Origin of the sequence: Limnohabitans sp. (genome assembly GCF_046052825.1) — a bacterium.
Lineage (GTDB): Bacteria > Pseudomonadota > Gammaproteobacteria > Burkholderiales > Burkholderiaceae_C > Limnohabitans.
In genome coordinates, this window is sequence record NZ_JAVLFP010000049.1 from 109494 (window position 1) to 122014 (window position 12521).

The 12521-nt window shown below is 59.3% G+C and carries 13 protein-coding genes; 9 read left to right on the forward strand and 4 right to left on the reverse strand.

Going from position 1 to position 12521, the window contains the following annotated elements; genetic code table 11:
• Positions 1 to 3 precede the first annotated feature (3 nt).
• Both ACKWJN_RS08190 and aspS read left to right on the forward strand, forming a co-directional pair.
• A complete protein-coding gene (locus ACKWJN_RS08190; protein ID WP_408595843.1) occupies positions 4 to 630 on the forward strand; it encodes a DUF502 domain-containing protein in 627 nt (208 codons plus the stop codon).
• Positions 631 to 632: 2 nt separating this feature from the next.
• On the forward strand, positions 633 to 2444 hold the full coding sequence (aspS, locus tag ACKWJN_RS08195; protein WP_408595845.1) for an aspartate--tRNA ligase: 1812 nt from the start codon (positions 633 to 635) through the stop codon (positions 2442 to 2444).
• Positions 2445 to 2528: 84 nt separating this feature from the next.
• On the opposite strand, the gene ACKWJN_RS08200 is transcribed toward aspS, so the two are convergent.
• Positions 2529 to 3104 (reverse strand): ATP-binding cassette domain-containing protein, encoded by a 576-nt coding sequence (locus ACKWJN_RS08200; RefSeq protein WP_408595847.1) that lies wholly within the window; start codon positions 3102 to 3104, stop codon positions 2529 to 2531.
• A gap of 286 nt (positions 3105 to 3390) precedes the next feature.
• Here ACKWJN_RS08200 and ACKWJN_RS08205 point away from each other — a divergent pair, with 286 nt between their 5' ends.
• Positions 3391 to 4320 carry an alpha/beta fold hydrolase gene (locus ACKWJN_RS08205; protein ID WP_408595849.1) on the forward strand — a complete coding sequence of 310 codons (930 nt, stop codon included), beginning with the start codon at positions 3391 to 3393 and terminating at the stop codon, positions 4318 to 4320.
• Here ACKWJN_RS08205 and ACKWJN_RS08210 read toward each other — a convergent pair.
• Entirely contained in the window at positions 4286 to 5422 is a 1137-nt protein-coding gene (locus ACKWJN_RS08210; protein WP_408595850.1) for a methyltransferase, read from the reverse strand. The genes ACKWJN_RS08205 and ACKWJN_RS08210 overlap by 35 nt on opposite strands.
• Positions 5419 to 6021, reverse strand: coding sequence for a hypothetical protein (locus tag ACKWJN_RS08215; RefSeq protein WP_408595852.1), 603 nt, complete (start codon positions 6019 to 6021; stop codon positions 5419 to 5421). The genes ACKWJN_RS08210 and ACKWJN_RS08215 overlap by 4 nt, the downstream gene beginning before the upstream one ends.
• A 205-nt stretch (positions 6022 to 6226) precedes the next feature.
• Between ACKWJN_RS08215 and ACKWJN_RS08220 the strand changes: the two genes are divergently transcribed.
• The 5 genes from ACKWJN_RS08220 to ACKWJN_RS08240 are packed head-to-tail and all read left to right on the forward strand — an operon-like array spanning position 6227 to position 10182.
• Positions 6227 to 6964, forward strand: coding sequence for an endonuclease/exonuclease/phosphatase family protein (locus ACKWJN_RS08220; RefSeq protein WP_408595922.1), 738 nt, complete (start codon positions 6227 to 6229; stop codon positions 6962 to 6964).
• Positions 6964 to 8142: a cardiolipin synthase ClsB gene (clsB, locus tag ACKWJN_RS08225; protein WP_408595854.1), complete on the forward strand. Its 1179-nt coding sequence runs from the start codon at positions 6964 to 6966 to the stop codon at positions 8140 to 8142. The genes ACKWJN_RS08220 and clsB overlap by 1 nt, the downstream gene beginning before the upstream one ends.
• A 36-nt stretch (positions 8143 to 8178) precedes the next feature.
• Positions 8179 to 8880: a GTP cyclohydrolase I gene (gene folE, locus ACKWJN_RS08230; protein ID WP_408595856.1), complete on the forward strand. Its 702-nt coding sequence runs from the start codon at positions 8179 to 8181 to the stop codon at positions 8878 to 8880.
• A gap of 4 nt (positions 8881 to 8884) precedes the next feature.
• Entirely contained in the window at positions 8885 to 9310 is a 426-nt protein-coding gene (locus tag ACKWJN_RS08235) for a BLUF domain-containing protein (protein ID WP_408595858.1), read from the forward strand.
• A gap of 23 nt (positions 9311 to 9333) precedes the next feature.
• Complete coding sequence (locus ACKWJN_RS08240) at positions 9334 to 10182, forward strand: DUF429 domain-containing protein (protein ID WP_408595860.1); 849 nt, start codon at positions 9334 to 9336, stop codon at positions 10180 to 10182.
• Positions 10183 to 10224: 42 nt separating this feature from the next.
• Here ACKWJN_RS08240 and ACKWJN_RS08245 read toward each other — a convergent pair whose 3' ends face one another.
• Positions 10225 to 11904: a SulP family inorganic anion transporter gene (locus ACKWJN_RS08245; RefSeq protein ID WP_408595862.1), complete on the reverse strand. Its 1680-nt coding sequence runs from the start codon at positions 11902 to 11904 to the stop codon at positions 10225 to 10227.
• 98 nt (positions 11905 to 12002) lie between these two features.
• Between ACKWJN_RS08245 and ACKWJN_RS08250 the strand changes: the two genes are divergently transcribed.
• On the forward strand, positions 12003 to 12518 hold the full coding sequence (locus ACKWJN_RS08250) for a thermonuclease family protein (protein ID WP_408595864.1): 516 nt from the start codon (positions 12003 to 12005) through the stop codon (positions 12516 to 12518).
• Positions 12519 to 12521: the final 3 nt, after the last annotated feature.

Consider the following 12521-nt stretch of genomic DNA (forward strand, 5'->3'; position numbering starts at 1 on the left):
ACCATGCCTCTTAAAAAATACCTGCTGGCCGGCCTTTTGGTCTGGACGCCTTTGGCCATCACGGTCTGGGTCCTGACTTGGTTGGTCGCCGTGATGGACGGCATGTTCATCAACACCGTTTCTTCCGTTGTATCGCATGAGACCTTGGTGGAGCTGCGTGACATCACAGGCTTGGGCATGGTGTTGGTCTTCTTGGGGCTGCTGATCACGGGCGCCTTGGTGTCCAACGTGGCCGGGCGCTGGTGGGTCAAACAATGGGACAAGTTGTTCACCCACATCCCGATCGTCAAGTCCATTTACACCAGCGTCAAAAAGGTATCTGACACCTTGTTTTCCAGCAACGGCAATGCATTTCGCCAAGCTTTGCTGGTGCAGTACCCGCGCGAGGGTGTGTGGACGATTGCATTTCAAACTGGCACGCCCACAGGCGAGATTGCAGAAAAATTACCCGGTGACTATGTCAGTGTCTACGTCCCCACCACGCCCAACCCCACCAGTGGCTTCTTTTTGGTGGTGCCGCGCTCGGAGGTCAAAGAGCTTGACCTGAGCGTGGACGAAGCCCTGACTTATGTGATCTCGATGGGCGCGGTGTCGCCTGGTACCCCTGAAATTCAAACAAAGAGTAATTGAACATGGCAATGCGTTCCCACTATTGCGGTCTGGTGACCGAAGCCCTGAATGGCCAAACCGTGAGCCTGTGCGGCTGGGTCAACCGTCGCCGCGACCACGGTGGCGTGATCTTCATCGACTTGCGCGACCGCGAAGGCTATGTCCAAGTGGTGTGTGACCCAGACCGGCCTGAGATGTTCAAGGTGGCCGAAGACGTGCGCAACGAGTTTTGCATCCAAGTCAAAGGCTTGGTGCGCGCGCGCCCTGAAGGCACCACCAACGACAACCTCAAAAGCGGCAAGATTGAAGTGTTGTGCCATGAGTTGATCGTGCTCAATGCATCGGTGACGCCTCCGTTCCAAATTGACGACGACAACTTGTCGGAGACCACGCGCCTCACGCACCGCGTGCTCGACCTGCGCCGCCCCTACATGCAAAACAACCTGATGCTGCGCTACCGCGTGTCAATGGAAGTGCGCAAGTTTTTGGACGCCAATGGCTTTGTCGACATCGAAACCCCCATGCTCACCAAGAGCACGCCCGAAGGCGCACGCGATTACCTGGTGCCCAGCCGTGTCCACGACGGCCAGTTCTTTGCGCTGCCTCAGTCGCCCCAGTTGTTCAAACAGTTGTTGATGGTGGCCGGCTACGACCGCTACTACCAAATCACCAAGTGCTTCCGCGACGAAGACTTGCGCGCTGACCGTCAACCGGAATTCACCCAGATCGATATTGAAACCTCCTTCTTGGACGAACAAGAAATCCGTGACATGTTCCAGGGCATGATCACCACGGTGTTCAAGAACACCATCCAAGTTGATTTGGGCGAGTTTCCGGTGATGACCTATGCCGACGCCATGCACTTGTTCGGTTCGGACAAGCCAGACCTGCGCGTCAAGTTGCAGTTCACCGAAGTCACCGATGTGATGGGCGATGTGGACTTCAAAGTCTTCTCCGGTGCTGCCAACATGAAGGGCGGTCGCGTGGTGGCCTTGCGTGTGCCCCATGGCTCGGCAGAGGGTGGCGGCATCAGCCGTGGCGAGATTGACGCCTACACCGAGTTCGTCAAAATCTACGGCGCCAAGGGCTTGGCTTACATCCGAGTCAACGACTTGTCCAAGGGACGTGACGGTCTGCAGTCGCCCATCGTCAAAAACATCCACGATGCAGCGCTCAACGCCGTGCTGGAGCGCAGCGGTGCACAAAACGGTGATTTGATTTTCTTTGGTGCCGACAAAGCCAAGATCGTCAACGACGCCATCGGTGCTTTGCGCATCAAAATTGGTCACAGTGAGTTTGGCAAAAAGAACGGTTTGTTCGAAGACCGTTGGGCGCCGATGTGGGTGGTTGACTTCCCCATGTTCGAGTTCGACGAAGAAGCCCAGCGCTACACGGCCACCCACCACCCCTTCACAGCCCCCAAAGACGGCCACGAAGACTGGATGGTCACCGCCCCTGAGAAGTGCATCTCCAAGGGCTACGACATGGTGTTGAACGGTTGGGAAATGGGCGGCGGCTCGGTGCGTATCCACCGCGCGGACGTGCAGCAAAAAGTGTTTGATGCTTTGAAGATCACGCCTGAAGAAGCCCAGTTGAAATTTGGTTTCTTGCTCGATGCCCTCCAATACGGGGCACCGCCACACGGTGGTTTGGCCTTTGGTTTGGACCGCATCGTCACCATGATGACCGGCGCCGAGTCGATCCGTGACGTGATTGCCTTCCCCAAAACCCAACGTGCACAGTGCTTGCTCACGCAAGCTCCCAGCCCGGTGGACGAAAAACAATTGCGCGAGTTGCACATTCGCTTGCGAAACTTAGATGCCGTGAAGGCTTGACCGCCCTGACAGGCCTGAACTTCTTTCTAAGCAAAAAGGCGCTGACTCCATTCAGTGCCTTTTTTGCGTCTGGGGTCCGTTGGTTTACCGCGGTGCGTCTAAATTCAGCACACTTGCCAATGGCACATCACTGGGTGCCTCGTAATCGGCCACCAGCCATGCGCGGTTGGGGTGATCTGCTGCTTCGCGGAGAAAGTCTTTGATCACCCGAATCGACGCCAGGTCAAGCCCGCCAAAGGGTTGATCCATCAAGGTGATGGCGGCTCCAGACGCCAGCGCGGCAATCACCATCACCTTGCGTCGGCTGCCTGTGGAGAGCATGTGCAGCTGTTTCGGGCGGTGTTCGTTCATCTGCAACGCGCTGGCCAAATCTTCCAGCAACGCATCATTCCAGTTGGGGTAGTGCGCGTGCAGCGCATCCCAACAGGCTTGCACGGTGGTGCTGTGATGTGCAGGGTCTTGCAAGTCAATCCAAAACACACCGCCCTCAGGTGCCATGACGCTGCCCGCCGTGGGCGGCACCTGGCCAGCCAGCAAACGCAACAGTGTGGTTTTGCCCGTGCCTTCGTCGCCGCAAACCCAACTCACGCCAGCGGGCCAGGTGTGGGTGAGGTTTTGAATGGGGCCGAGGGTGAGGCCTTGGGCTTTAAGCAGAGGCATAGGGATGAGATGAAGCCAGAGCAACCATCGCCGCTTCAGACGTTCGGTCTGACAATTGACGCAGACCTACCGAGTTGCTGAGACCCATCTTGACACGGATTTTTTTCATCATCACTCACTTTCCGCTGGTTGACCTGTCAAGTCGTCATAACGACCGTCGATCCATTAGAACCTACCAAGCTCAACGGAACACCCTCAGATGCTGTGAGATGGTTGACATCAAACAGTACCAGAATGAATTCTTTTCTAAGTCTGGAACTCGATGGATTAGGATGAACGACTGCTTATGACGATTTCCCAATTCCCTGCGCAATATTTCCCGTTGCCTTCCTCCGACCGCCGACTGGCCTACAGCGATGTGGGTGACGCCAACAGCGAGCACGTGCTGTTGTGCTTGCCAGGCTTGCTGGAAACCCGAGCTACGTTTGAACCCTTGCTGCACGCGGCCAAGGCGGTGCCGGGTTTGCGGGTGATCAGCTTGGACCACTGTGGGCGCGGCGACTCTGACCCTTTGCCCCACGACAGCGGCTATGCCATGTCGGTGTATGTGCAAGACACCGCCGAATTTGTGCGTCGGGTGGTGATGCGCGATGGCGCGCCAGTGCCGCGCATTGAAGTGCTGGGGACCAGCATGGGCGGTATCTTGGCCATGTATTTGGCGCAAGACCCTCAGTTGCAAATCAAAGGCCTGTTTCTCAACGACATTGGTTTGAGCTTGAACTGGATGGCCATCTATGGCCTTTACGGCAGCATGAAGCAAGGTGGGCGCATGCCCAGCGCCTCAGTTCTGGCGCAACAACTTCGGGTGAGTGTGGGTGCCGTGGAGGCCGTGCAGTCGTCAACGCACTTTGATTTGCCCTACAAGAAGGACTGGAAGGGCATGCACTTTGCCCAGCTGCTAGAGGCTTTCAGCGGGCCGGTGCGTTGGGTTTATGGGGGTGAATCTGCGGTGTGCACCCAGGAGCAGATCAGCGAAATCAAGCGGGTCTTGCCGGGCAGTGCGCTGTTTTTGGTGGCGGGTGCGGTGCATCCCGCGCCTTACACCGATGCCGTGTGCCAATTTGTGTTGAATGCGCTCAAGCCTGCGCCAGCCGTGCATCCCAAACATGCGGCTTTCACGCAGCAAGATCTGTGGGCACAGACCACCTCGCCGGGGCAGGACCAAGGCTTTTGGCCTTGGCTCAAACGGCGCTACCTAAGCGCCAAAGCGAAGTAACTTCTTGTGACCGTGCCGCATGCAGGGGGTCGCTGGTGTCCATGACTTTGCTGTGGCGCGGACGGATGTCGTGGCGCCCCAGCACTTGCAGGCCGGCCTCTGAAATCCATCCCATCAGCGCTTCGCGTGAGCGCAAGCCCAGGTGTTCCGCCAGGTCGGACAAGATGAGCCAGCCTTCGCCTTGAGGCGTCAGGTGTTCGCGCAAGCCACTCAAAAAACCGCGCAGCATGCCGCTGTCTGGGTCGTACACGGCATGTTCGATCGGTGAGCTTGGACGTGCCGGCACCCAAGGCGGGTTGCACACCACCAGCGGCGCTTGCCCGGGGGGGAACAAGTGGGTTTGCACAAGGTCCACCTGCGGCAACAGCTGTAAGCGTTGCAGATTGTCGTGGGCGCAGGCCAGCGCCCGTGGGTCTTGGTCAGTGGCCACCACGTGCTGCACGCCGCGTTTGGCCAACACGGCCGACAGCACGCCGGTGCCTACGCCAATGTCAAACGCCAAGCTGGTGTCGGGCAAAGGGGTGCGTGCAACCAAGTCGACGTATTCACCCCGGATGGGGGAGAACACGCCGTAGTGAGGGTGAATGCGGCTGTGGGGCGGCGCTCCCAGCGCAGCGATCTCTACGCCCTTTTTGCGCCACTCGTGTGCGCCCACCACCCCTAACAGTTCGCGCAACGAGACCATGCAGGCTTGACCATTGCTGGGACCCCAAGCTTCGTGGCAGGCAAGTTGCAGATCGGGTGCGCGGCGCAGGGGAATGCTGTAGTCGGCCTGGAGTGGCACCAGCACCATGCCCAAGGTGCGAGCGCGTTGGCCCAAGGCTTGGCGGTGCAAGTGAAAACTTTGCGCAGGTGTGGGCGGCGTGGCGGCTGATTTGTTGGCTTTGCGCGGCTTGCGGTCGGCGCGACGCACCAAGGCTTGCAGCAGTTGGCGTGCGTTGTGAAAGTCGCCTTGCCACAGCAAGCCCGTGCCTTCGCTGGCGTAGCGGTAGGCGGTGTCGGCGTTGAGGGTGTCGTCGGCAAGCTGGATGCGGCGCGGGGCGGGTGCGCCGCTTTCTGAGCGCCAACTCAAAGAGAGGGGGTCGATCAAGGGAAGTGTCAACGGTTGTCCCAGTGCCACGTCAGGCCCAATTGCCAGCGTTGGCTGTTGGGTTCGTACCAGGTCTTGACGACATCCGAATCTGCCAAGTAGGTGTAACGGACGTAGGGAGTGATCATCTGGCGTGAGTCTAAGCTGTAGTCCCAACTGGCTTGTGCGTAAACGCCATGTCGTTGCGTGTTGGTGATGTCGGGCTTGTTCGGGTCGGATTGGGAGAGTTTGGAGCCATGGCGACCACGCAGCAACAGGCCGCTTTCGAACTGCCAAGCGTCGTCACTGACCCAGCGCAATGGCAGCCACAGCTGCACCGCTTGTCGCTCATAGCCCGAACCACCGGTGGTGGAGTTGCCGCGCAGGTCATTCCACAGCGTGTGCAGCCCCAAGCCTGCATACAAGCCTTGGGTGGGTCCAAGGCCAGGCAGGACTCGGGAAAGCCCCCGCCAACGCGATTCGATGTTGGTCACACCGCCCATGCTTCCTGTGGTGTTGCTGGTGTAGTGCTGCTGCCCAATGAAGACATCGGCCTCTCCCGTCACGCCTGGCACATTGCCTAGGCGTCGAGTTTTGGCATGAAGCCCCAACTCTGGCCCGTGCAATTGCATGACGGGCTCTTTGTAGTGGTTCAGGCCTGCACTGGTCGACCATTCAAGGTCGAGGGGGCCCGCTGTTGACAGGTGATGAAAAACAGCAATACCAACAAAAACTTGGAAATGTGTAGATTTATTCATGTTTAGTTTATATCACAAATTAGTCAAATAGTTAACAAATATAGCATTTTTGGCCGCTGAGGCACACTCTGTGCAACTCATGCAAACTTTCAAAGTCGCCACTTACAACATCCACAAGGGCGTTCAAGGCTTGGGGCCTGCGCGTCGCTTGGAGATTCACAACTTGGGTCACGCGGTGGAGCAGTTCGATGCCGATATCGTGTGCCTTCAAGAGGTGCGCGCCTTCAACCGTTTGCACGCCCGACGGTTTTTGCATTGGCCCGACGTTGGGCAGGCCGAGTTTTTGGCGCCAGAGGGTTACACCGCGGTTTACCAGACCAATGCCATCACCCAACACGGGGAGCATGGCAATGCGTTGCTGAGCCGCTGGCCCGTGGTGGACCAAAGCCATGAAAACATGTCCGACCACCGCTTTGAGCAGCGGGGGTTGTTGCATGTCACTTTGCAAATTCAGGGGCGCGATGTGCATGTCATCGTGGTGCACTTGGGTTTGTTGCCAGCCAGCCGCGTGCGTCAAGTCAAGCAACTGCAACGCTACATTGCGCGCGAGGTGCCCGCCAATGTGCCTGTGCTGGTGGCCGGAGATTTCAACGATTGGGGCAACACGGTGAAACGCATGATGGCTGAGTTTGGGTTTCAGGGGCAGTTGGGTGCAGCCGCGCCGACCTATCCCTCCCGCTTGCCGCTGGTTCAACTGGACCATGTGTATGCGCGCGGTGTGCAGGCCGTCAAAAGTGTGACGCCCCAAGGTGCCATATGGCACCGCATGTCCGACCACTTGCCTTTGCTGGTGGAATTTGCCTGGGATAAAGCCTGATGCAGCAGCACGCAGCACACGACATTTGCTTGCTGCGCGGCGCAGTGGATTTATTTCCTGCCCTGATCCAAGCCATGGATGCCGCCCAACGCGACGTGCGCTTGGAAACCTACATCTTTGACACCGCCGGGGCAGCGGCCGATGTTGCGCACGCCTTGGTACGCGCGGCCCAGCGCGGGGTGACGGTTTGTCTGGTGGTGGACGGGGTGGGCACGCGTGATTTGCCCGCTGTATGGCGCACCCGCTTTGATGAAGCAGGCGTGCAATGGCGCGTGTATGCGCCCTTGAGCGGCGGTGGCTTGTGGTGGCCCAGCCATTGGCGTCGATTGCACCGCAAGTTGTGTGTGGTGGACGGTGCGCTGGCGTTTTGTGGCGGCATCAACATCTTGGACGATTTTTTGGACCCGCACGTCAAAGGCCTATTGCCTTCGGCACGGTTGGATTACGCGGTGAGCCTGCGTGGCCCACTGGTTGAAGCGGTGCACGACACCATGACGCAACTGTGGTCTCGGCTAGAGGCTGTGCGCGAGTTGCGCAGCAACGATGTGGTCGGCGCATTGGATGCTTTGATGAGTGCCGACCAGACGGTCCATTTGTCCACCAAGGGAACAGCACAACTGCTGCTGCGCGACAACGTGCGCCATCGAGTCCACATCGAGCGGGCTTATCGCAAGGCGATTGGCACGGCACACCAAGACATTGTGCTGGCCTGTGCCTATTTCTTTCCGGGTTTGCGCTTGCGACGCGCCTTGGTCATGGCCGCGCTTCGTGGGGTTCGCGTGCGCTTGCTGCTGCAAGGGCATTACGAGTACTTCTTGCCCTACCGCGCATCGCGCCAACTGTATGGACAGTTGTTGGCCGCCGGGGTGGAGATTTACGAGTACCACGCCAGTTTCTTGCATGCCAAGGTGGCGGTGATCGACGGGCATTGGGCCACGGTGGGCTCCTCCAACTTAGACCCGTTGAGTTTGTTGCTGGCGCGAGAAGCCAATGTGGTGATGCGCGACGCCACTTTGGCCCAAGCCCTACAAGACAGCCTGGTGGATGCCATGCATTCAGGCTCGGTGTTGGTCGACCCACAGGCCTTTCTGCAACGTGGCTGGTGGCAGCGCGGCATCGACATGATGGCCTCTTGGGTCTTGCGCTTTGGTGTCTTTTTGACAGGCAAACGCTACTGACTGCGGGGGTTTCTGTTCGCTGCTACCATGCTCGCCATGAATGAGAAAGACACCTTTGAGGGCACGCCCGTTTCTGTCAAGATTCGCGAGCGTTTGACCGCCGCGCGCAAGCGCTACCACTCCAACGACAACATCGCCGAGTTCATCCAACCCGGAGAGCTGGAAGCTTTGCTCAACGAGGTGGAAACCAAGATGCAAGGCGTTCTTGACAGCCTGGTCATCGACACCGACCACGACCACAACACCGGCGACACCGCCCGTCGCGTGGCCAAGATGTACCTGCAAGAAGTCTTCAAAGGCCGCTACCTCGCGGCCCCGGCCATCACCGAATTCCCCAATGCCGAGCACCTCAACGAGTTGATGATCGTCGGCCCCATCACCGTGCGCAGCGCATGCAGCCACCACTTTTGCCCCGTGATTGGCAAGATCTGGATTGGCGTGCTGCCCAACGAACGCACCAACGTGATTGGCTTGTCCAAGTACGCGCGCTTGGCCGAATGGGTCATGGGCCGTCCCCAAATTCAAGAAGAGGCCGTGGTGCAACTGGCCGACTTGATTCAAGAAAAAACACAGCCCGATGGCTTGGCCATCGTCATGGAGGCCAGCCACTTTTGCATGTCTTGGCGCGGGGTCAAGGACATGGACAGCAAGATGATCAACTCGGTCATGCGCGGTGCTTTCTTGAAAGACCCCAACTTGCGCCGTGAATTTTTGTCTCTGATTCCTAAAAAGGACTGATGCCATGCTGGTTCGTTTGTTGTATGTCAGCCGTGCGGTGCACCCTGAGTCGCCAGAAGCCACCGAGTCCATCTTGGCCAGTGCGCGCGACCACAACCTGGGCAATGGCATCACGGGCGTGCTGTGCTATGGCGGGGAAATCTACCTCCAGGCCATTGAGGGTGGGCGCAACCAAGTCAACGATTTGTACACCCACATCGTGCGCGACCCGCGGCACAAAGATGTGGTTTTGCTGAGCTACCAAGAAATCACCGAACGTCGCTTTGGTGGCTGGACCATGGGCCAAGTGCGTTTGGACAAACTCAACCCTTCTATCGTGTTGAAGTACTCCGAAACTCCCGAGCTCGACCCCTACGGTGTGTCTGGCCAGGTGTCGTTTGCACTGCTGGAAGAACTGATGGCCACCGCGTCCATCGTCGGTCGCGCTTAAACATTGCCAGCAGTTTGGCTGGCATGAGTGCCTCGCCCATGTTGTTGGGCTGCGACTTCAGCAGCAGCCCCTCCCGACGTAAACCCATCGTGTTGGCCTTGGGCCATGTGGCACAAGGCCGGGTGCAATTGCGTGAACTGGTGCGCCTGCACACCCTGCCAGACTTCGCCAATTGGCTGCAACAGCCGCAGGCCTGGGTGGGTGGTTTTGATTTGCCATTTGGGCTGCCGCGCGAACTGGTGCAGACCCTGGGCTGGCCCACCGATTGGCAAGCCTGTATGCACCACTACGCCGCCCTGAGCCGTGCCGAGATACGTGACACCTTCAAAGCCTTTTGCGATGCGCGTCCCGTGGGGGGCAAATTCGCCCACCGCGCCACAGACACGCCCGCAGGTTCTAGCCCTTCCATGAAGTGGGTCAACCCACCTGTGGCCTACATGCTGCACGCCGGTGTGCCTTTGCTCCTACAAGCGGGCGTGCACTTGCCATGCGTGCACATGCCGTCCCTTGCCAGTCCCCTCTCTGTTGGGACACGCATTGCTCTGGAGGCCTACCCCGGCTTGCTGGCGCGTGAGCTGATAGGCAACACCAGCTACAAAAGCGACGACAAAGCCAAGCAAACCCCTGAGCGTTTGATTGCGCGCAAGCAACTGTTGCAAGCCCTGGAGTTGGGGCAGACCCGCCTGGGGCTGCGCCTCAAACTCACCCACGCGCAACACGACACCTTGGTGGACGATGCCTCCGGCGACAGCTTGGACGCTGTGTTGTGCATGGTGCAAGCGGCTTGGGCGCAGGTGCAGCACGAAGCAGGGCACCCGCACTATGGCTTGCCGGCCTGTGACCCGTTGGAGGGGTGGATCGTCACCGCCTGAGCAGACCAAGTTTGGGGCCTGTGCACAGGCCCCTTCATGGCCTCAGATGCACCACCCCATGTCCGCCGGCAATGTCTCCAACTGCCGCAGTTGTTGCACCGCCTCGGCATCGGTGCGGTACATGCGCAAGCCTGCGTGGGGCTGCAAGCAGCCCGCTCGGCGCAACACGGTTTCGACGGGCAACTTCATGCCACTGATGTGCAAGGTGATGCGTCGCTCGTGAAGCACGGCCTCTAGCTTGGCCAGGCTCTCCACGCCGGTGGCGTCAACGCGGTTGATGGGCAGGGCAAACAGGCAGACGTGGCGAACTTCGTGCTGGCTGAGGTGTTCCATCACCGCGCGCTCAAGTGAGCTGGCCGCTGCAAAGTCCAGTTCGGCGTCCATGCGCAGGGCGAAGAGCTGAGGGGCCAAGGGAGGTAGCTTCCACAGATGGCGGTCGCGCAAGCTGCCGTCGGCGTGCAAGCCCACTTCGATGATGCGCGGGTGCAAGCGTGTGTGCAAAAAGTGGCTCAAGCCCATCAGCATGCCCGCCAGCACGCCCCAATACAAGCGCGGGGCCGACAGCAGGGTGATCACCAAGGTGACGACCGCCGTGGCGGCTTCGACCCGGTTGATGGTGTAGAGCTGCACAAAGGCACGTGGTTTGATCAACCCCATCACGGCCGCCACCACAATGGCCGCCAGTACCGATTGCGGTACGGGTTGCAGCACCCAGGTGAAGCACAGCAAGATCAGCAAAATCACGCCGACAGACAACACCGTGGCCCACGCAGACTGCGCGCCTGCATACAGGTTCAAGGCCGAGCGCGAGAACGAGGAGCTGGTGGGAAAGGCCCCACACAACCCTGAAGCCACTTTGCCCAAACCTTGGCCGATCAGGTCTTGGTCTTGGTCCCAACGTTTGCCACTGCGGTCGTTGTCGACCTTGGCGCTTGAGGCCGTTTCTAAAAAACTCACCAAGGTGATCACCAAGGTGGGCAGCACCAGCTGCTTGAAGGTGTCCCAATCGACAACCTTGGGCCAAAACAGGCTTGGAAAACCTTGCGGCAAAGCCCCCACCACCGCAGAGCCTTGGGCCTGCAAGTCCAGTCCAGCGCTCACAGCCGCAGCCCCTAAAACCACCACCAGCACGGTGGGAAACGTGGGGCGCCAGCGGCGTGCCAAGACCAGTACCAACAAGCTCACCAAACCCAACAACAGGCTGGCTGCATCGATGTGCTGCGGTTGCCAGAGCGACGACCAGCCGTGCGTGAGGCCCAACAGCGCTGGCAGTTGCGAGGCAATGATCAAAAGGCCGGCCCCTTGCGTGAAAGCCATCAACACGGGGGAGCTGACCAAATTCAGCAACCACCCAAAACGTGCAAACCCCAAGCCGACTTGCAGCAAGCCCGTCATCAGCGACAACCACACCGTGAGGTTGACCCACTCGGCGCTGCCTGGCTCGGCCATGCCGGTGAGTGATGCCGACACCAAAATACTGGTGAGTGCCGTGGGCCCGACGGACAAGCGGCTCGATGCGCTGAACAACACCGCCACCAGCGCGGGAATGAGTGAGGCGTAAATGCCTGTGATCAGCGGCATGCCCGCCAAGGCCGCGTAGGCCACGCCTTGAGGAATGACCATCAGGCCCACGCTCAAACCTGCAAAGGCTTCGCTTTTGAGAAGTTCAGCCGTGGGGCGGGGCCAGTTTAAAAACGGAAACCAGTGGTTCAATTCGCGCATAGATCCATCCTAACGCGGGCACCTTGGGTGGGCGTCTCTCGATGTCTTTGAGCGGCGCTGGCAAACCTGGGGTTCGCTGCCGACTCCAATACGACGTGATGCTAAGACCCAAAAACCACCTCCTGCCGTTGTTACGAGCCACGCTGATGGCGGCTTGTCTGTGTGCAAGCGCTGTGCAGGCCGGTCTGGAGCGCGCGTGGCTTGGTGTGGTCACGCATGTGAGCGACGGTGACACCGTGTGGGTGCAGCCCTTGCATGGGGGCGAGGTGCACAAGGTGCGCTTATTGGGCATTGATGCGCCTGAGATTTGCCAAACCTGGGGGCCTCAGTCGCGCATGGCGCTGCACGGTGTGCTGCAGGGTCAAACGGTGGAGGTGCTGGGCCACCACCGCGACACCTATGGACGCTTGCTCGCGCAGTTGTCACGCCAAGGCCATGACGTGGGCGCATGGATGGTGGCGCAAGGCCATGCTTGGTCGTACAGCTACCAGCAGCAGGCGGGCATCTATGACGATTTGCAAATTCAGGCCCAAAATCAGCGGCGGGGCCTGTTTGCCGATCCGCGTGCCTTGCCGCCACGTTGGTTCAGAAAGCGTTTTGGCGCTTGTCCTTGACGC